This is a genomic window from Flavobacterium sp. TN-1, from assembly GCF_052828645.1.
The window spans coordinates 1,555,414-1,576,636 of sequence record NZ_CM128253.1; the positions used below are offsets into that span (position 1 = coordinate 1,555,414).

Genomic DNA, 21,223 nt, shown 5'->3' on the forward strand with positions numbered 1-21,223 from the left:
AGGATGTGTTTTTTAATCTTGCATAATATTAGAATACGAGATTGCTTCGCCTATTAAGGTGGCAGCAGTACAATCTGTTATTTTTACTAACACGAAATCACCTGGTTTATAATTTTCTTTAGGGAATACTACTACTGTGTTTTGAGAGTTTCTTCCACTCCAGTGCTGATTAGAACGTTTAGAGTCTTTTTCAACTAGAACTTCTACTGTTTGTCCAATAAAACGTTGTGTGCGTTGTAAGCCTAATTTTTGTTGTAAATCAATGATTTCGTTTAAGCGACGTTTTTTGATTTCTTCAGGAACATCATCTTCCATTTTTCGAGCGGCTAATGTTCCTGGTCTTTCAGAATATGCAAACATGAATCCAAAGTCATATTTACAATGTTCCATTAGGCTTAAGGTGTCTTTATGATCTTCTTCTGTTTCAGTTGGGAAACCCGCTATCATATCTTGAGAAAGTGAAATATCAGGAATGATTTCGTAAATTTTATCAACAAGTTTTAAGTATTCTTCACGTGTATGCTGACGATTCATTTCTTTTAATATGCGAGTGCTTCCTGATTGTACTGGTAAGTGAATGTATTTGCATATATTATGGTGTTTGGCCATTGTGTCAATTACTTCTATGTGCATATCTTGTGGATTAGAAGTAGAGAAGCGAAAACGCATTTTAGGAAACTTGGTTGCACATAGGTCTAATAATTGAGCAAAATCTACAGCGGTTGCTTTTTGCATTTCACTCGCTTTTACAAAATCTTTTTTGAGTCCTCCGCCATACCAAAGGTAACTATCTACATTTTGACCTAATAAAGTAACTTCTTTATAGCCTTTGTTCCATAAATCTTGAATTTCTTCTATGATACTTTGTGGTTCCCGACTACGTTCGCGACCACGGGTAAAAGGAACAACACAAAATGTACACATGTTATCACATCCTCTTGTAATAGATACAAAGGCATTTACACCATTACTGTTTAAACGAACAGGTTGAATATCGCCATAGGTTTCCTCCTTTGAAAGTATAACATTAATGGCATCACGACCTTCTTCTACTTCACTTAATAAATTAGGAATATCCTTATAAGCATCAGGTCCTACAACAAGATCTACGATTTTTTCTTCTTCTAAGAACTTTTCTTTTAAACGTTCAGCCATACAACCTAAGACACCTACTTTCATACTAGGGTTGATCTTTTTTATTGCATTATATTGTTCTAAACGTTTACGAACGGTTTGCTCCGCTTTATCTCTAATGGAGCAAGTATTTACTAAAACTAAATCTGCTTCTTCAAGATTTTGCGTAGTATTGTAACCTTGTTCAGTTAAGATAGATGCTACAATTTCACTATCTGAAAAGTTCATCTGACATCCATAACTCTCTATGAACATCTTTTTTGTATTTTTTTGATTTTGCTCTAAAATTAAGCTTGTTCCCTGTTTATTCTCGTCAATTACCTTTTCCATAAAAATGCCATTCGTATTTTTCAGTTAGCAAAGATAATACTAAATTTTTTATTCTGACAGGATGTCATATTTGTTTGTTTAAAAGTTTGTATAGTAATGTTTTTAAAAGTTTTTCATGTTAAAATAAAAGTTGAAGAATAGAAGTACTACTAATGCTTTTGAAAAAAGTTTACGTAATATATAATTCTATAAAAATTGGATTTCAAAAAAAACTTCTACTTTTGCCGAAGAAATAAACGTTACAAATGGCAAAGAATTTAGTAATCGTAGAGTCGCCTGCTAAGGCGAAAACTATAGAGAAGTTTTTAGGAAAAGATTTTCAGGTTGAGTCTAGTTTTGGACATATTGCTGATTTACCCTCAAAAGAAATGGGGGTGGATGTAGAAAATAAATTCAAACCTAAATATGAAGTTTCTTCTGATAAAAAAGCTTTAGTAAAAAAACTAAAAGATTTGTCTAAAACCGCTGAAATGGTTTGGTTAGCTTCCGATGAAGACCGCGAGGGAGAGGCTATAGCATGGCATTTAGCGGAAGAGTTAAAATTAGATAGTACAAAGACCAAACGAATTGTTTTTCATGAAATTACTAAAACAGCAATTCAGAAAGCTATTGAAAATCCACGAAGCATTAATTACGACTTAGTTAATGCGCAACAGGCACGTCGTGTTCTAGATCGTTTAGTAGGATATGAATTATCACCGGTACTTTGGAAAAAAGTTAAAAGCGGTTTATCAGCAGGTAGAGTTCAATCTGTTTCAGTACGTTTAATTGTAGAGCGTGAACGTGAGATTCAAAACTTTAAAACTGAAGTAACGTATAGTATTTCTGCTGAATTTTCTAATGAATCAGGAAGAACATTCAGAGCTAAATTAGGTAAACACTTTGTTACAAAAGAAGAGGCTGGAAAGTTTCTAGAACAAAATATAGGAGCTACGTTTAAGGTGGCAGATTTAGAAACGAAACCAACAAAGAAATCACCCGCGGCTCCCTTTACAACATCTACTTTACAGCAAGAAGCAGCTCGTAAATTGTATATGCCAGTAGGGATTACTATGCAAGTAGCGCAGCGTTTATATGAAGCAGGGTTAATTACTTACATGAGAACAGATAGTGTAAACTTGTCTCAAGAAGCAATGATAGCAGCTCAAGACGAAATTTCTAATTATTACGGAAAAGAATTTAGCCAACCACGAAATTATGCAACGAAATCTAAAGGAGCACAAGAAGCGCATGAGGCAATTCGTCCAACAGATATGTCACGCCATAGTGTTCAGCTAGATAGAGATCAATCTCGTTTGTATGATTTGATCTGGAAACGTACAATTGCTTCTCAAATGAGTGATGCGCAATTAGAGCGAACGAATGTAAAGGTAGAGGCAGATACCCATAAAGAAATTTTTGGAGCAACAGGAGAAGTTATTAAGTTTGAAGGCTTCCTAAAGGTGTATTTAGAAGGGAATGATGACGAAGATGAAAAAGAAGAAGGAATGTTGCCTGCTCTTAAAATAAAAGAAATTTTAAAGAATAATTATATTACCGCCACAGAGCGTTTTTCAAGACCATCAGCTCGTTATACAGAAGCATCCCTAGTGAAAAAATTAGAAGAATTGGGGATTGGTCGTCCCTCTACTTATGCTCCTACTATTTCTACCATCATAAATAGAAATTATGTAGAAAAAGGAAATTTTGAAGGAGCTGAACGTAAATATAACCAATTGATTTTAAAAAATAATCAAATAAAATCAGAAGTATTGTCTGAAAATGTAGGATCAGATAAAGGAAAACTAGTGCCGACCGATATAGGGACAATCGTAAATGATTTTTTAGTTAAAAACTTTGAAACTATTCTAGATTATAATTTTACAGCAAAAGTAGAGCAAGATTTTGATGAAATAGCAATAGGTAATAAAGAATGGGAAAACATGATGGATGATTTTTATAAACATTTTCATCCAAATGTTCAAAATGTAGAAAAAAATGCAGAGCGAGAAAGCGGTGAACGAATACTTGGAATTGATCTTAAAACAGGCAAACAAGTTTCAGTTCGTTTAGGGAAATTTGGTCCTATGGTTCAAATAGGAAATGCAGAAGATGATGCAAAGCAATTTGCTAGTTTACGAACAGAACAAAATATAGGAACTGTTACTCTAGAAGAAGCGTTGGATTTATTTCTATTGCCTAAAATGTTAGGAGAGTATAATGGGGAAGAGGTCGAGGTAAATAATGGTAGATTTGGACCTTATGTAAGATTTGGTAAAACTTTTATATCCTTGCCAAAAGGAGAAGACCCTTTGGATGTAACGCTAGAAAGAGCAAAACAATTAATAGATGATAAAAATAAAGCCGATGCACCCATAGGCCAATATCAAGGAATAGATGTTCAAAAAGGAGTAGGACGTTTTGGCCCCTTTATTAAATGGAATGGAATATTTATAAATGTTAATAAAAAATATAATTTTGATCAATTATCATCCTTGGATATTACAGAATTAATAGAAGATAAACTGAAAAAAGAAAGTGAAAAATTAATTCATAATTGGGAAACAGAAGGAATTCGAGTAGAAAAGGCTAGGTGGGGACGTTCCGTGATTCTCAAAGGAAAGATCAAAATAGAATTGAGCAAGGATATTGATGCTGCTCAGTTAACTTTAGAAAAAGTACAAGAAATGATTGAAGCAAAAGCTCCAGTAAAGAAAACAGCTACTAAAAAAGCAACGCCTAAAAAGACAACTATCAAAAAAAATAAGTAATAATGGTGTTTGATTTTTTAAAACCCTTAGATGTTGATTTTTTAATTGATGTTTATAATTTTCCAGAAGCCTCTTTAGGAAGAAAAATCCAATTTAATACACATGAGGAATTTCCCGATTTAAGAAATGTATCAATTGCTATCGTAGGAGTGTTAGAAGAAAGAGGAGGAGGGAAAAATAATACAAACCTTGATTTGTCTTTAATAAGAAAATCCCTATATTCTTTGTATCCAGGGAATTGGAATGTGAATATTGTAGATCTAGGAGATATAATAGGAGGAGCAGAATTAGAAGACACCTATTTTGTGCTAAAAGGAATAGTAGAACAATTGGTAAAGAATAATATTATCCCAATAGTCATAGGAGGATCTCAAGATTTAACGTATGCTATCTATAGAGGTTATGACCGTTTAGAACAAATGGTTAATGTTGTAACAATTGATAGTCAGTTTGATTTTGCTAGAGATAATGGTCTTTTAGCAGATTCTTACCTGACCAAAATGATTGTTGATGAGCCTAATAATCTATTCAATTACAGTAATATTGGTTATCAAACCTATTTTAATTCACAAGAAGAAATTGATTTGATAGAAAAATTATATTTTGATTCCTATCGACTAGGAGAAGTAGCTCATGATCCTACTATTACGGAACCTGTTTTAAGAGATGCAGATTTAGTTTCTATAGATATGAAATCTGTTATGTCCTCTAATTCGGGAAACTTTGTAGATTTTATGCCTAATGGATTTTCAGGAAAGGAAATTTGCGCTTTTTCAAGATATGCAGGGCTTAGTGATAAGGTAACTACTTTTGGGATTTTTAATCATAAATACACTGCTTCTGAATCCGTTTTAATAGCCCAAGTAATTTGGTATTTCATAGAAGGATATCATTATCGCTCTAACGAGTATCCTTTTGGAACCAAAAGCAATTTTATAAAATATATAGTTCCTTTAGAAGAAGAACTTATTTTCTATAAGAGCGATAAAACAGGACGTTGGTGGATAGAAATACCTTTTTTGTCAAATTCTTATAATAAACTAAAAAAAAATACGTTACTACCTTGTACCTATGATGATTATTTAGATGCCTGTGAAGGTATAGTGCCCGAAAGATGGTGGAAAGCACAACGTAAAAATTTGTTGTAGAATTTTTTTTTGTAAGTTTTTTTAACGTTTTTTTGGTAATTAGGAAATAAATAAATAGGTTTACATTCTTAAAGTAAAAGTGAATACATACATAACCCAAATTTATATGAAGAAGTTCATTTTATCAGCAGTACTTGTTATGTTTTTATACAGCTGCGGTTCAAAAGACAATGGCCAGCTTGTTGGTGTTAAGGGAAAAGCTTGGCATCCTGAAAAGCCCTATGGAATGACATTGGTTCCTGGAGGTTCTTTTATCATGGGTAAATCAGATGATGATTTAGCTAATGTTCAAGATGCACCAACTAAAACAGTGACAGTACGTTCATTTTATATGGATGAGACTGAAATATCAAACAGTGAGTATCGTCAGTTCGTGCATTGGGTGAGAGATTCTATTGTTAGAACAAAGTTAGCAATAGCGGCTGATGAGTTAGGTCAAAAAAATGACGCAAAAAAATCCTCAAAAGGTGGTAGCATAGCAGATTATGCTTTCTTAGATGCCGATACAACTAAAATGTCAGTTTATGACAAGTATATGTATGATAATTATTACAGTATTGGTACAGGAGATGATCCATATTCAGGGAGAAAATTAAACAAAAAAGTTCCAATTAAATGGAAAACAAGTGAGTATCCTGATGCTTATTATACAGAAGTAATGGACTCTATGTATATCCCTGCGGCAGAAGCGTACAACGGATTGAGAACTTTGCGCTCTGAAAAATTAAAGTTTAAATACACTTGGATGGATATTCAAGCAGCTGCTAAAGCTAAAGTAGGGAAACGTAAGGAATTTATCAAACAAGAAGAAGTTACTGTTTATCCAGATACAACAGTTTGGATTAAGGATTTTGCTTATTCTTACAACGAACCAATGCACAATGATTATTTCTGGCATCAAGCTTACGGAGATTATCCTGTAGTAGGTGTTTCTTGGAAACAAGCAAAAGCTTTCTGTGCGTGGAGAACATTGTATCATAATGGAGCTAGAAAAAGATCTCATAAAGATAACGTAAACGCTTATCGTTTACCAACAGAAGCTGAGTGGGAATATGCAGCAAGAGGAGGTCTAGAATCAGGAACATATCCTTGGGGAGGACCTTATGCAAAAAATGATAGAGGTTGCTATTTAGCTAATTTTAAACCTTCTCGCGGAGATTATGCAGCAGATCAAGCACTATACACAGTAGAAGTAGACGCTTATGAACCAAATGATTATGGTCTGTATAATATGGCAGGTAATGTAGCAGAGTGGACAGATTCTTCTTATGATCCAACAGCTTATGAATTCTTGTCAACAATGAATCCAAATGTTTCAGACCAAAAAAATATGCGTAAAGTAACACGTGGTGGTTCTTGGAAAGACGTAGCATATTTCTTGCAAGTTAGTACTCGTGATTTTGAATATGCAGATTCTGCTAGAAGTTATATTGGGTTCCGTACTATTCAAGATTATATGGGGACAGAAACAACGGGTAATGTATCAAAATAAGATTTTTTAAATATATATTTTAAACAAATCATAATTATTAACTTAACTAAAAATTTATTATTATGGCAATTTTATCACCTAGAGTAATGAACTTCGCATACGGGTTTGGTGCGGCAGTAGTAATCGTTGGAGCTTTATTTAAATTAATGCACTGGCCAGGAGCAAGTGCTATGCTTATCGCTGGTTTAGGTACAGAAGCTTTAATTTTCGGTTTATCTGCTTTCGAAACTCCAGCTCAGGAGTTAGATTGGACTCTAGTTTATCCTGAATTAGCAGGAGGACAACCAACTGCTAAAAAAGCTAGAAAAGAAGAACCAGTTGAAGCGCAAGGAATACTATCTCAGAAATTAGATGCTATGTTAAAAGAAGCAAAAATTGATGGTGAATTAATGGCTAGCTTAGGGAATAGTATTAAAAATTTTGAAGGAGCAGCTAAAAATATGGCACCGACTGTAGATGCTATTGCAGGACAAAAGAAATATGCAGATGAAATGTTAGCTGCAGCTAATAATATGGCATCTTTAAATAATTTATACAAGTCGCAGTTAGAAAGTGCTTCACGTAATGCAGAAGCAAATCAAGAAATTGCAGAAAATGCAGCTAAATTAAAAGAACAAATGCAATCTATGACGACTAATATTGCAACATTAAACAGTGTTTATGGAGGTATGTTGTCAGCTATGAGTAATAGAGGATAATCTTCTTGTCTTTTTAAATAAATTTAATAACTAAAAAAATTCTAAAAGAATGGCAGGAGGTAATTTAAGTCCTAGACAGAAGATGGTGAACCTTATGTATTTGGTTTTCGTCGCTATGTTGGCAATGAATATGTCAAAAGAGGTCCTTTCAGCATTTGGTTTAATGAATGAAAGATTTGAAGGATCTAATCAATCAGCAAAGTCTACTAATGAGCAAATGTTAGCTTCTCTTGATCAGAAAGCAGCTGAAGCTAAAGGAGAATTTGCTATGGCAGCAGCAACAGCTCATAAAGTAGAAGCTGCCTCAAATAAGTTTTATTCTTTCGTAGATGGAATAAAAGCAGATCTAACAAAAGATATTGAGTTAGAAAATGGGAAGCTGCCTTATGAATCTATGGATAAAGGTGATAAATTAGATGAAACATGGTTTCAAGGAGAAAATTATACAGCTAAAGGAAAAGCCGTATTAGATGCCATAGAAACATATAAATCAGAATTAAAAAGCGCATTAGGATCTGAAAAGAAATACGCGCATATCTTAAATGAAGTTTTAAACAAATTTGATACTAAAGATGTTGTAAAAACAGATGGATCAAAAGATAAATTTTTAAACTATCATTTCAAAGGATTCCCTTCAATTGCATCCTTAGCTAAGTTGTCAGCTTGGCAAAACGATGCTAAAAAAGCTGAATCTGATGTAATTAGTGCAGCACTAGGTAAAGCAGCCGTACAAGCAGCATCTTATAGCAACTATCAAGCAATCGTAGTATTAGAAAAAAATGCTTATTTTCAAGGAGAACAAGTAAAAGGGAAAGTAGTATTAGGTCGTTATGACGAAAATACAAAACCAACATCATTCCAAGGTCCTGGACGTTTAGAAAATGGACAAGCTGTTATTTCAACCACTGCAGGTGGAGTAGGAGAACAAAACATTAATGGACAATTTACATTCTTAGAAGACGGTAAAACAATTCCATTAAAATTTGCAGGCTCTTATGTAGTAGTACCTCGCCCAAATTCCGCTACAATATCTGCAGACAAAATGAATGTAGTGTACCGTGGTGTACCTAATCCAATTTCAATCTCTTTTGCAGGTGTAGCTGATAATAGTGTAAACGCATCAGCTCCAGGTATGACTAAAACAGGAAATGGTAAATATATATTAAAACCAGGTCCAGGTGCATCATTAATGATTAATGTAAGTGCAAAATTACCTGATGGCAAAGTTGTTTCTGATAAAAAAGAATTCCGTATAAAAGGGTTACCTGCGCCTACAGGAAAAGTTCGTGGAGAAGTTTCTGCAAAAGGATCTAAGTCTAACTTAGAAGTGTGTACAGTAACTGCAGAAATGGAAGATTTTGACTTTCCAGTAGATGTACGTGTTACACAGTTTAATGTAAAAGTTCCAGGCCAACCAACCATAGTAGTTACTGGTAATAAAATGGATGCTAGAGCAAAAGGAGCTATTCAAAAAGCACAAAGAGGTGACGTGGTAGTAATTTCTGAGATTAAAGCATCTTTCTCAGGTATAGATCAAGTTGCTAAACGAGTATCATCTTGTACCTACGAAGTACAATAATAATTGCATAAATTTCGTTTAATTTTTAAACGCCTCAAATAGAAAAGTATGAATTGGAGAAATTTAGTATTAGCATTTTTTGTTAGTGGAAGTATATCAACTTTCGCTCAGTCAAATTTGTTGAATGCAAAAAAACCTCAACAAATAGGTTTGAAATCTGCAGCTCAACAAACTAAGGATAATGACAAGGCCTTAGACTATGGTTATGTAGATGATAGAGATATCTTGATGTCTAAGAAAGTATGGGAGATAATTGACTTAGATGAGCGTATTAATTTTTCTTTATACTATCCAATTGATACAATCAGTATAGGTTCTGATCGTCGATCTCTTTACGATGTATTAGTAAAGGGTATAAAATCAGGTAAGATTACTGAAGTGTACGGTGATAGTTATTTTAGAGAAAAGAAAACATTAAAAGACATTAGTGCATCGCTCACTAAGATTGATACTACTGATGCAGGTAGAGAAGAAATGAATTCAGATATCAATGCCTATAGAAGTAGAACTGTAGAAGTACCTGTATATGAAGGAACAGGAAAAAAACGTAAAAAAGTTGGTGTTGAAACAAAAGTAATCCCAGCTTCAAAGTTCATTTCTCCTGAATATATCAATAAAACAGATCTAGCTTCTATTGATGTTTCTGATTATAGAATAGTTGGATTGTGGTATTTTGATAAAAGACAATCCGATTTGCGTTATCGTATTTTAGGAATTTGTCCTGTTATTCCAGATGTTTACACCATTGGTAAATCAGAAGAAGAAAAAGATTATATTGATTTATTCTGGGTATTCTATCCAGATGCAAGGGAAATCCTACATGATGCGAAAGCTTTTAATGAAAAGAATACCTCTATGCCAATATCATTTGATCACTTATTAAATTCAAGAAGATTTAATTCAGTTATTTATAAAGAAGAAAATATTTATAATGATCGTGATATATCTAAGTATATGAAAGATAATTCTTTAATGCAATTAATAGAAGCTCAAAGAGTAAGAGATAAAATCCGTGACTTCGAACAAGATATGTGGACTTATTAATTATAAATTTCTCCAATTACATAAAAAAACTCCTGCCTTAAATAAGAAGGTAGGAGTTTTTTTATATTTTAAACTAAATTACGAATTGAAAATTCAATACAGATAAAAATGATTTTAAATTTAAAGAATACTTCATTTTTTGTATTCGATAAAGTAAAACTATAACTACTAAAAAGAATCCTTGTGTTTTACTTCTCTGTCTTTCTCATCTTCATCATAAAATCTGAGTTTAGATAATTATTTTCATTCCTGCATAAGAGCGCTTTCTTTAGTTTTTTGTTTAAAAATATGTTAAATTTGTTTTTTTATTAAAAAATAATAATCTATACTGTTATAACATATATAAATGAATAAAACTTATTTTTAGAAAAAGAGTTTTTTTATCTTTGTGCCATGATTGATTATTTAATTGTTGGTTCTGGTATAGCGGGTATTAGTTTTGCTGAAATAGTAAGAAATAATGGAAAGTCAGTGCGAGTTTTAGATGATTTTTCTACCAATTCTTCTAGAATTGCAGGAGGACTTTATAATCCTGTTATACTAAAAAGATTTAGCGAAGTTTGGAAAGCAAAAGAACAAATAGATTTTAGTTTACCTTTTTTAAAAACTCTTGAAATTAAACTAAAGACAAATTTTGTTTTTCCAATCCCAATTTTTAGAAAATTTGCTTCAATAGAGGAGCAAAATAACTGGTTTCAAGCTTGTGATAAACCTAATTTATCTTATTTTCTTTCTCCAAAAATTATTCATAAAGAATATGAAGAAATTACTTCTGACTTTGGTTTTGGAGAAGTGCTGTATACAGGTTATGTAGAAATTTCTCTTTTAATAGACACTTACATAAATTATTTGAAAAAAGAAAATGCTTTTATTAATGAGCGATTTGAGTATGATACTCTTGAAATTTTAGAAGAATATGTTATTTATAAAGGAATTTCTTATAAAAATATAATTTTTGCTGAGGGATATGGTTTAATTAATAATCCTTATTTTAATAATCTCCCTTTAGATGGGACTAAAGGAGAATTACTAATAATTAAAGCTCCAAATCTAAAGTTAGATGTAGTTTTAAAATCAAGCATTTTTATTTTACCTATAGGGAATGAATTGTTTAAGGTAGGAGCTACTTATAATTGGAAAGATAAAACAGATACTCCTACAGAAGACGCAAAACAAGAACTAGTTGAAAATTTGAAAGAATTAATTGATTGTGATTTTGAAATAGTTGAACATTTTGCGGGTGTTCGACCTACAGTGAAGGATAGAAGACCTTTGTTAGGAACCCATTGTATTTATAAAAAATTACATATATTAAACGGATTAGGTACTAGAGGTGTTATGTTAGGGCCTTGGTTAGCACATAATTTATTTAATTTTCTTGAAAAAGGAATAGAGTTAGATAGAAATATTTCTACAGAAAGATTTCATAAAAAAAAATTACTTTCATAGCCTGAAAACAAACTAAACTTTTTTATGTCCAAATCAAGTATCCTTATGGCTTTAGAGGGAACTTATCCCTTTCATGGTGGAGGTGTGTCAACTTGGGCGCATATATTATGTAATAAAATCAATAAATTTAATTTTAAGATTTATTCTGTAAATGCCTTCTACGAAACTAAACCTAAATATGTGCTTAATGAATCAGTTTTAGGCGTTGTTCAAGTGCCTATTTGGTACGCATTAGAACCTAAAGAAGTTATTAGGTTTGATGATACATATTATGATTTTATTATAAAAAAAGAGTTTCTTTTTATAGAAGACCTTGAAACAAAGTTTATTCCCCTTTTTAAAAGACTTTTAAAATGTATTTATTCAGAACATATTGATGCAGATGAATTAATAGAAGTTTTTATCGGAATGTGGTATTTTTTTCAAGAAAATGATTACAAACTTGTATTTAAAGATGAAAGTATATGGAATGTATTTAAAAAAGAGATTATCACTTATACAGAATATTATGGTATAAAAGAAATTTCTCTTTTAGATTTAACCTATGCAATGCGTTGGATATATCATTTTTTATTACCTATTTCTATTGATTTTCCAAAAACAGATATTATTCATTTAACGATATCTAGCTTTATAGTTTTACCTGCTATCATACAAAAATATCTCTATGGAACTCCTATTTTACTAACAGAACATGGTGTTTACATAAGAGAAAGAATTTTAGCTATTAGCCAATCTGATAGTTCTTACTTTTTAAAAGATTTTCTAATCCGTTTGTCTGAATGTTCCGCTAGAGCTTCTTATCATCAGTCGGATATTATTATGTCTGTTAATAAATTTAATTTCAAATGGGAATTGATGTATGGTGCAGAAGAAAGTAAATTAAGAGTAGTTTATAATGGAATCGATCATTTGCGTTTTAAACCTCTTGAAAAACCAAAAGAATTTGAAGGGATTCCAACTGTGGTTGCTATGGCTAGAATTTTCGAGTTAAAAGATATTTTAACAATGATTAGATCCTGTAGAGTTGTAGCTGATGTATTACCCAATGTGCAATACCGTATACATGGCGAAAATGATGCAGTACCTGAATATACTTCAAAATGTTTAAAACTAATAGAAGAATTAGGACTTCAAGAGAATTTTTTCTTTTTAGGACCTAATCCTAAACCTGAGGTTGTATTTTGTGAAGGAGATATTTCTATTTTAACTTCTATTTCAGAAGGGTTTCCTTATACAATCATTGAATCAATGAGTTGCGGTATACCTGTTGTATCCACTGACGTAGGTGGGGTCGCAGAAGCCTTAAATGAAGAATGTGGTATATTATGCAAACCTAAAGATCCTGAAGATATAGGGAGAGCCGTTATTAAATTATTACAAGACCATACTTTAAGAGGAAAAATGAAGATAGCTTGTAGAAAAAGAGTAGAAGAGTTTTTTACAATTGACAAATTTATTGATCAATACGAAGAAATATATGAAGAACTATTAGAAATGAGGAAATAATGGAAGAAGGAGTTAAAAGTGATAAAGTAGAACAACTGGTTTTTTTAGTTCAAAAACGAGTAGGGAAACCTATGAGTGTAAATGTTACACAAGCAATAATAGAATCTTTTGGAATTCGAGAAATAGATGTTCAAAATGATTATGGATTTCCTTCAATAGCTAATCTTTCAAAAGTAGTGTATAGCAAAATTTTAGAAAGATATAGTGATAAAGTACAAGTTGAAAAAAATGATATATTGTCAATTAAATTAACTAAAGAAGATATTAAAGATTTTTTTAAAGACTATTTAATAGGAATATTTTATGTATTTCCCATTTTTTTTCAAGTCTTTTGTGTTATAGTTTTTGGATATTCTTTGTGGGTATATTCAGATTTTAATATTTTACAATCTACTTCAGTGGTTATTGGAGTTATAACTAGTTTGGTGCTTACAGGAGGAGTTGTAACAGTTATTAGTAAACAAATTTCTTTTTACTGGAATCATAAAAACAATAAAATGGTTTTTCAAACCACTGTCCATTTAATTAAAATGGGGTTCAAACTTCTATTTTTTGTGAATGCTATATTTGTTTTATTGTCCTATTTATTAGAATTTTTTGCATTTCAGATGGCCATATTGAGTGGTATATATTCCATCTTTATCGGTTCTATGTTATTAATGATAGCACCTTTATATGTATTTAAAGAAAGAATTATAATTCCAGTTGTTATAATACTAGGTTCTGCTTTTTCTCTAGCGTTAAAAGTTTTTACACCTTTCTATATTTATTTTACCCATTGGATAGGATTAGGTTTTGTAGTTTTAATTTTATGGTTATACTTAGTTAGGTTTTTTAAGAAACATAATGCCTTTGATCCAAGTTACACAACAAAAGATATAAAAAGAGAGTTTATTATTTATAATAATTACATATATTTTTTTTATGGAATGTTGTTTTTTCTATACGTTTTTTTAGATCGAATTATAGCTTGGTCAGTACATGAAAAAGAACGTTTTTTATACTTTATATTCTTCGAAAAAGATTATGAAATAGGCATGGATATAGCGTTACTTACCTACCTTTTAGTAGCTGGTGTTTTTGAATTTGGGATTGTTAGGTTTGCAAAATTACTGGATAGATTACAGACTGAGATAACTCTTAATAGAATAGAAAACTATGGAAAAGGATTTATAGATAACTATTTGGGGAATTTTTTGCTATTATTAATTACAAGTTTTGTGGCTTTTGTGATAGAATTATTTATACTCTATTCCCCTCACGGATATGATGCTTTTTTTGAAATTAAATTAAATAACATTAATAAACAAGTTTGTATTATAGGTTCTTTAGGATATTTTTTCTTTTCATGTTCTGTGCTAAATGTTTTACATTTTTTTACATTAGGACAACCACAAATACCACTTAAAAGTATTTTGTATTCTTTTGTAATTAATTTAATTTTTGGATTATTTTTTAGCAGATTTTTCTCTTATGATCTTAGTGTTGTAGGATTTTTGGTAGGAAACATATTTTTTATGTTATTTACATCATACCATTTGTACAAGTTTTTTAAAAAAATGGATTATTATTATTATGCGTCATTTTAAACTCATTATGTTGTTTCTTTGTTTTTCTTTGAACTCTCATTCAAAGACTAAATTTTTAGTTTGTTATGGGAAATTTGATGTAACAAAAGTTTCTGGTTATGATTTACTCATTGTTGAATCCGCTCATTTTACATACAATGAGGTATCTTATTTAAAGAAAAATAATAAAAAAGTAATTGCTTATATAAGCCTTGGAGAAATAAATGAAGGAGCAAGGGACTATAAATTACTTAAAAGTGCTGTAAGTGAAAAAAATACAGATTGGAATAGTTACTATTTAGATATTGGATCATCAAAAATTCAAAAAATTCTTAAAAGCCGTATACAAAACATTTTTTATATGGGATATGATGGTCTTTTTTTAGATAATATAGATAATTATACAGAATATGGAGTACAACGTAATTTACAAGATAATTTAATAGCCTTCGTAAAAGATATTAAAAGAGAATATCCCAATAAAGTATTAGTCCAAAATGCAGGATTGGATTTAATAAAAAACTTATACCGAGAAGTAGATTATGTCTTAGTAGAGTCAGTCTATACAGATTATGATTTTAGAGAAAAAAAATATTTAATACGAAATAATGAAAGTTTTTCAGAACGTTTAGGTAGTATAAAAAAAGCTATGGATAAATACAAAATAAAGCCTTTGTTACTTGAATATGCAGTTGATGAAAATCAAATAAAAAAAATAAGAAAAAGAATTAAAAACCAAAATATAACTTACAGTATATCAGAAATATCCTTGCAAAAAATAAAAGATTAGTATGAATGTTTACACAGCTATAGGGGTAGGAATACTAAAAATTTTAATCATTGTTTTAATAATTTTATTTGCAACACGCAAGTACTTATTGTTGCGTCGTGATTTTAATTACTTACTAGATTGTATTATTAGAAAATATTTTGAGTACTTTAGTTTACTCATAGTAATCCTATTTATAACAATTAATTTAAGAATATACGATGGTTTGGTTGTTACAGGTTTACTTGTAGCTGTTGGATTATGTGATTATTTACGGGTTGTAAATCCTTTAAAATTACCAAGTATAATTGTTAATAAATTTAAAAGACGTTTACTCTTAGTATTAAAAAAAGTAGAAAATAACGAGTTTAATTGGAAGTTTGTTCTATCTAACGCCCATTTAAAATTAGAAAGAAGAAACGTTTATATTATATCGTCTCTTTTATTCTTATTGTTTTCAATTTGTCTTATTTCCTTTTACTTTATAAAGTTTGATCATTATCTTTTTTCAAGTAATTGGTTTGATACACTCGAAAAAGTAAAGGCAAAAGACATGAATAAATGGTTTACCGAAGAAATAAACCCAGAAGGAGTTTATGCTTTTGTAAGCTTTCTTTCTCATATAACAAATTCTTCTCTAGAAATAAGTATTTATGTATACTCTATTTTTCAGTTGTTATCAATGACCATTGTAGTCTTTTGGTTTATTCAAAAGATAACAAAATCTATGATCATTATTCCAATATTTGTAACAGTTTACTATATTTTAGGATTTACATTCCTTCCTTCAGATATTACAAATTTTTATCAAAGTTGCTCTCTTTTATTGTCATTCACACTAATTCTACCATTAGTGATTTATATGACAAAACTAAAGATGTTACCTTACACAAGAAGCGAACAATATTTTAAGTTCTTAATAGCTTTCATCGCTATAGGTTTGTTAGACTTATATGCGTTTCTTTTCTTATTACCTTTTTTAGTGCTTTTTTTAGTAATCGTGTATTTTAAAAAAAACAAATCATCGGTAGTACTTCAGATGTATATCCTTTCATCAATTATAGTTGTTTTTATTTATAAAACATTCTTGATTATGCACCAAGAAAAGTTATCAAATATTGTTAGAAGAACTCTAATTGATGTAGAACTATCCTTTTCAAATCCTTTTATAAGAATAGAAATAGACAGATTAATATTTTATTATCAAATTATATTTATAGTAGGTTTTATACTCAATTTATTATCAGCTATCTTTTTTAAAAAAGGTTGGAGAAAAAAAATTCTAGTTTTTTTGTTTGTAACAGCTATCTATTTGTTGACTCAAATAGATAACGAATGGATAGATAAAGATTTATTATTTAAAGTCTTGTCTATTTTTATCCCTATTTTAATGGGGATAAATATTGCAATTGTTTTAGATTTTCTCAAAATTTTTTCAGAAAATAGATACCATATATACGAAGGAGCATCTGTTGTCGTTTTTTCTATTTTTATTTTTGCTTATTTACAAAAAGCAGTATTGTTTCTACCAATGAATGAAACTAAAAAACTACATCAAGATATTTTGGCAGTCAATGAAATGATTCTTAGAAATTATCTAGATAGAACGTATGCAGTAGTCAATAAAGATGAATATTTTAATCTAAGTAGTGGAAGGCGTTATTTTGTTCCTTATAAAGATTTTCTTGCCGACCATTATATGAAAGTAGATTATATTTACGCTAAAAATATAAAAAGAAATAAATTTTTATTTAAACATCCAGAATTTATTTTACCCTCAAGTATTTTCGTCTTCAAATACAATGCTGACGAATATAAAGAATTAAATGTTGAAATATTAGATAGAATTGAACGTTTGAAATTGAGGAATAGAAAAATAAAAAAAATATTTGATAGTAATCAATTAGAAGTGTATGAAATTATTAATAAACCGTTTTCAAGTCAAATTTCCAATATGGTTTTTTAAAATTCTAATGTTTTGTTTGTCTTTTTCAATATTCTTTAGTTGTAACAGTCTTGACTCGCTTTACAGATTAAAAAATGATTATTTAAGAAACAAACAGCAGCATGATCTTTTATCTCCATACGAATCATCAAGCCTGAGTAAAAAACCTGTCGTAGAATATATATTAGATTCTAAAGACGATTTATCTGTGACCTATTATGAACATTTTCGAAAGATATGTGATTATACTAAGATACCTTTTAATTTTAAAATTGTAGATAGATTTAATGAACAATTAAAAATAGAAAGTTCAGCCAGAATATTAATTATCAATGATACAAAAAGATTAAATAACCAAACCATACCTGTTTTACTAAAATTTGTTAGTACAGGAGGAACTTTAATTTTTCCAAACATAGGAGAAGATCAACGTTTTCTGTTTTTCTGGGGAATGCGTTATGATTCAGATCTAAGTTATGATATTACATCTAAAGGAATCTGTCTGAATACCATTTCTTTAGGAGGTAAGAGACAAGTTAATTTGTATACTGATACCAAACATTTTGCTTTTGCTAAAGTAAACTTTAGAAAAGATTTGAATATAGGAATATGGTCAGATAATCAAATGACTATGCCCATATTAATAGAAAATAATATAGGTATGGGAAAAGTAATTTGCTGTAATTCCTCTAAAATGTTTGAAAAAAGAGATAGAGGGTTACTTTTTACATTTCTTTTAAGAGGGCTCTCAGGTATACCATATCCTTTAGCTAATACAAGTACTGTATTTTTAGACGATTTTCCGTCTCCGCTATACGATTCAAAACAAGAACCTATCAGGTCAGAATACAATTTGACAATGAATGAATTTGTATACAAAAAATGGTGGCCCGATATGAAAAAAATAGCTCAAAAGTATAACATTAAATATACGGCACTACTTGCTTTTGATTATGATGATATTAGACATGCTCCTTTTTCTTTTAAACAATGGGATTTTGCTAAAATGGAAGGAAAAGACAATACTAAAAGAGGAACTTCTAATTTTTTAACCCATGATTTACTTAAAGAAAATCATGAACTAGGATTTCATGGCTATAACCACGTATCTTTGTTAAAAGAAGAATGGAAAGATCCTGAAGATATATTCTTCTCATTAAAAGCAACTAAAAAAAAATGGTTAGTAAATGACTTTGGAGATTTTCCAGTTACCTATGTACCCCCTTCTAATTATATAGACCCTTATGGAATAAGTGAACTCAAAAGAGGAATGCCATCTTTGAAATATTTTTCAAGTTTGTACCTAGGAGACAAAAAGGAAGGAGGAGATAGAGAATTTGATTTTGATCCATATCATAAGGATTTATTTGATTATCCCAGAGTGTCCAGTGGATTTTATTTTAATGATGAAAAATATTATAATATATATTCAACTTATTTGTACACAGGAGTTTGGACGCATTTTGTTCACCCAGATGATGTTTTTCAAATTGGTAATAAAAAAGAAAAGAAAAAGAAAAAATACCATTATGAATTAAGAAATGATCTTGGTCTAAACTGGAAAAGAGGAAAAAAAACACTGTACAGCTGCTTTGATGATTTTTTGAACGAGTTCAAAGAAATTAATCCGCAAAGCGAATTTTATGCAGTAAAAGACGCTGCACCTATAGTTATGAAATGGAGAGAATCTAAATACGAACATTTAATAATAGGTGAAAAATATATAGTTAGAGAAGAAACCGATTTATTTACAGAAAAAGGAAATACTTGGGGGGTATACTTTGATGAATTAACCCCAAAAAACAAAGAAGAATTAGCAACTCAATCTAAAAACTATAGCATAACAGATTTTATGGGAGGCAAATTAGTATCTCTTAAATCAGCTAATAAATTGTCATTTACCCTTGAGAAAAAAATAATGGATGAAACTCAAATTTTTAACAAAGTATTAGAAGAATACAACCAATTTGGGAAAAATAGAGAACTCTTTTTATCTGGGAAATTAGGAGCTGAAGACTATTTTAAAAAATTAGAAGAAGAAAAACGAAGATTATTAGCTTTAATGCTAAGTCAACCAAAAATTAATTATGCTGTATGGAATAAGTATGCCACTTATATGTCTTGGGACGGTAAAGGAGATGAAGTTTGGAAGTTGTTAGAAAAACACTGCGATAAATATCCTTCAAAACATAATATCAATTATTCATTTGAATTATCTAATATATTAGGTTATTCTTCGGAAGAATTACATACAAAATGGATATGCAATCAATACCAGTGGAATAACGAAAAACTATCAGTACTAAAAGAATATCTATCAATTATTACAGCATCAGAAGATTATGATGAAATAAAAAAAGTACTATTCAAAATATTTCAATTAGAACCTAATTGTGAAAATCAAGAAGCCTATCTTTATCATGCCCTCGTATATGCAAAGGACGAAGCTTTTAAATATTTAGAAACATTAGACCCAGCAACCTCTTATTTTAATGAAAATCTAGTTTCAGATATTAGTTGGAGTTATGTAAACGAAAATGAAGATTATCAAAATGCTATTAATTGGTCAGAGTATACATCCCTAATAAGTGCAGATACTCGTCTTTCATGGATGTTTGAATTAAGACAATATGTAGAACTAGAACAATATTATCGCAAATACATAAGTCAAAATCCAAATGATGAATCTATGAAACAAAAAATGTTTCAGATATATGAAATATTAGGAAAATACGATGATGCGTGTGGAGTATTGTTACAAATAAAAGATCAAAAAATATTTGAAGAAATAAAAGAACATTTGAATGAACAAATTCTTTATTTTGATATAGAAACACAAGAAGAATTAATCCGTAAATATCCCACCATTTTTACACCTATCAATAAAGAAAAAATTGTAATGAAATTAAAAGATTTATACGGAGATTATCTTGATGCAAATTCAACCTTGAGTTATTTTGTAAATAAGAAAACTAATTTTCAAAACCATATAAAATACGCTCATTTTGACAAACAAAGAAATTCTCACGATTTCTATGTTAAACATAAAGAATTGTATAGTGTAGATCAAACATCTAATAATTTAGCGACTATCCTAGAACTGGCTTATGAGTTTAAAAGAAAGCAAACAGATCAGATTAATAAATTTTTCTATACTTACGGATTAGGATTAGAAAAAGATTGGAATGGCAAACTCTATTATAATGCAAAAGGAGGCATTAATCTAATAACAAGCAAATACAATCTAAGTACAAACTTAGAATACATCCCAGCTAATTTTTTGGAAGCTTACAAAGAAAACATATATCAGTTTCAATGGAATGGAACTTATAATAGATATTTAAAATTTTTAGAAGTAGATTCTTATTTTATAACTGATTACTATCCAAGTCTTTCAAATTTAAATTTTACATTAAGTTCGAAAATAAAAACAGCCTCAAATAGAGAAAAGAATTTTAAAATAAACCCCTATTTAGAAGTTTTATGTCAGTTTTCAAATATAGATGAGAAAGTGAAAGTATCACCAGTCTATTTGATAAAAAGTAGATACTTTGGAGGTGCCGGTGTAGAAGCAAATCTAGGAGATGATTATTCTAAATTTAAATTGCATACTTCGGGAGCTTACTATTTTGATTCTTTTGAAAATAACTTTATAAATTTCAGAGTAAATTCTCATTATAAAGTAATGAAAAAAAGTTATTTAAAAGTTTCAGCTGATATTAATTTTCAGTCTAAATATAACTTTAATACCTTTGGATTGGGATATAAGTATATCTTTTAAAAAAGGAAACGGTCCTAAAAAAATAAT

The 21,223-nt window shown here is 29.9% G+C and carries 13 protein-coding genes; 12 read left to right on the plus strand and 1 reads right to left on the minus strand.

The annotated features are described in order from the left end of the window. Nucleotides 1–12: 12 nt before the first annotated feature. The gene (miaB, locus tag ACUXZJ_RS06625) at nucleotides 13–1,464 is read right to left on the minus strand and encodes a tRNA (N6-isopentenyl adenosine(37)-C2)-methylthiotransferase MiaB (protein ID WP_060383265.1); all 1,452 of its coding nucleotides are present in this window, start codon (nucleotides 1,462–1,464) and stop codon (nucleotides 13–15) included. Between the two features lie 245 nt (nucleotides 1,465–1,709). On the opposite strand from miaB, the gene topA reads away from it, so the two are divergent. The 12 genes from topA (at nucleotide 1,710) to ACUXZJ_RS06685 (ending at nucleotide 21,196) form a co-directional block, all read left to right on the plus strand. Further along, nucleotides 1,710–4,214 (plus strand): type I DNA topoisomerase, encoded by a 2,505-nt coding sequence (topA, locus tag ACUXZJ_RS06630; protein ID WP_063743690.1) that lies wholly within the window; start codon nucleotides 1,710–1,712, stop codon nucleotides 4,212–4,214. A 2-nt stretch (nucleotides 4,215–4,216) separates the two neighbouring features. Next, complete coding sequence (locus tag ACUXZJ_RS06635) at nucleotides 4,217–5,362, plus strand: formimidoylglutamase (protein WP_060383263.1); 1,146 nt, start codon at nucleotides 4,217–4,219, stop codon at nucleotides 5,360–5,362. A 106-nt stretch (nucleotides 5,363–5,468) separates the two neighbouring features. Next, on the plus strand, nucleotides 5,469–6,854 hold the full coding sequence (gene porK / locus ACUXZJ_RS06640; protein ID WP_060383262.1) for a type IX secretion system lipoprotein PorK/GldK: 1,386 nt from the start codon (nucleotides 5,469–5,471) through the stop codon (nucleotides 6,852–6,854). 62 nt (nucleotides 6,855–6,916) lie between these two features. Further along, nucleotides 6,917–7,552, plus strand: coding sequence for a type IX secretion system motor protein PorL/GldL (gene porL / locus ACUXZJ_RS06645; protein WP_060383261.1), 636 nt, complete (start codon nucleotides 6,917–6,919; stop codon nucleotides 7,550–7,552). A gap of 49 nt (nucleotides 7,553–7,601) precedes the next feature. Beyond that, on the plus strand, nucleotides 7,602–9,131 hold the full coding sequence (gene porM / locus ACUXZJ_RS06650; RefSeq protein WP_060383260.1) for a type IX secretion system motor protein PorM/GldM: 1,530 nt from the start codon (nucleotides 7,602–7,604) through the stop codon (nucleotides 9,129–9,131). A 48-nt stretch (nucleotides 9,132–9,179) separates the two neighbouring features. Next, complete coding sequence (gene porN / locus ACUXZJ_RS06655) at nucleotides 9,180–10,175, plus strand: type IX secretion system ring protein PorN/GldN (protein ID WP_060383259.1); 996 nt, start codon at nucleotides 9,180–9,182, stop codon at nucleotides 10,173–10,175. Nucleotides 10,176–10,568: 393 nt separating this feature from the next. Beyond that, entirely contained in the window at nucleotides 10,569–11,624 is a 1,056-nt protein-coding gene (locus ACUXZJ_RS06660; RefSeq protein WP_060383258.1) for an NAD(P)/FAD-dependent oxidoreductase, read from the plus strand. Between the two features lie 24 nt (nucleotides 11,625–11,648). Beyond that, entirely contained in the window at nucleotides 11,649–13,133 is a 1,485-nt protein-coding gene (gene pelF, locus ACUXZJ_RS06665; RefSeq protein WP_235588314.1) for a GT4 family glycosyltransferase PelF, read from the plus strand. After that, nucleotides 13,133–14,722, plus strand: a complete 1,590-nt coding sequence (locus ACUXZJ_RS06670; RefSeq protein ID WP_060383256.1) for a hypothetical protein — start codon at nucleotides 13,133–13,135, stop codon at nucleotides 14,720–14,722. Before pelF ends, ACUXZJ_RS06670 begins: the two co-directional genes overlap by 1 nt. Then, nucleotides 14,709–15,491, plus strand: coding sequence for an endo alpha-1,4 polygalactosaminidase (locus tag ACUXZJ_RS06675; protein WP_063743691.1), 783 nt, complete (start codon nucleotides 14,709–14,711; stop codon nucleotides 15,489–15,491). The genes ACUXZJ_RS06670 and ACUXZJ_RS06675 overlap by 14 nt, the downstream gene beginning before the upstream one ends. Before the next feature lies 1 nt (nucleotide 15,492). Further along, complete coding sequence (locus ACUXZJ_RS06680; RefSeq protein ID WP_060383254.1) at nucleotides 15,493–17,436, plus strand: hypothetical protein; 1,944 nt, start codon at nucleotides 15,493–15,495, stop codon at nucleotides 17,434–17,436. Then, entirely contained in the window at nucleotides 17,384–21,196 is a 3,813-nt protein-coding gene (locus tag ACUXZJ_RS06685) for a DUF2194 domain-containing protein (protein ID WP_088466430.1), read from the plus strand. The genes ACUXZJ_RS06680 and ACUXZJ_RS06685 overlap by 53 nt, the downstream gene beginning before the upstream one ends. Nucleotides 21,197–21,223 lie beyond the last annotated feature (27 nt).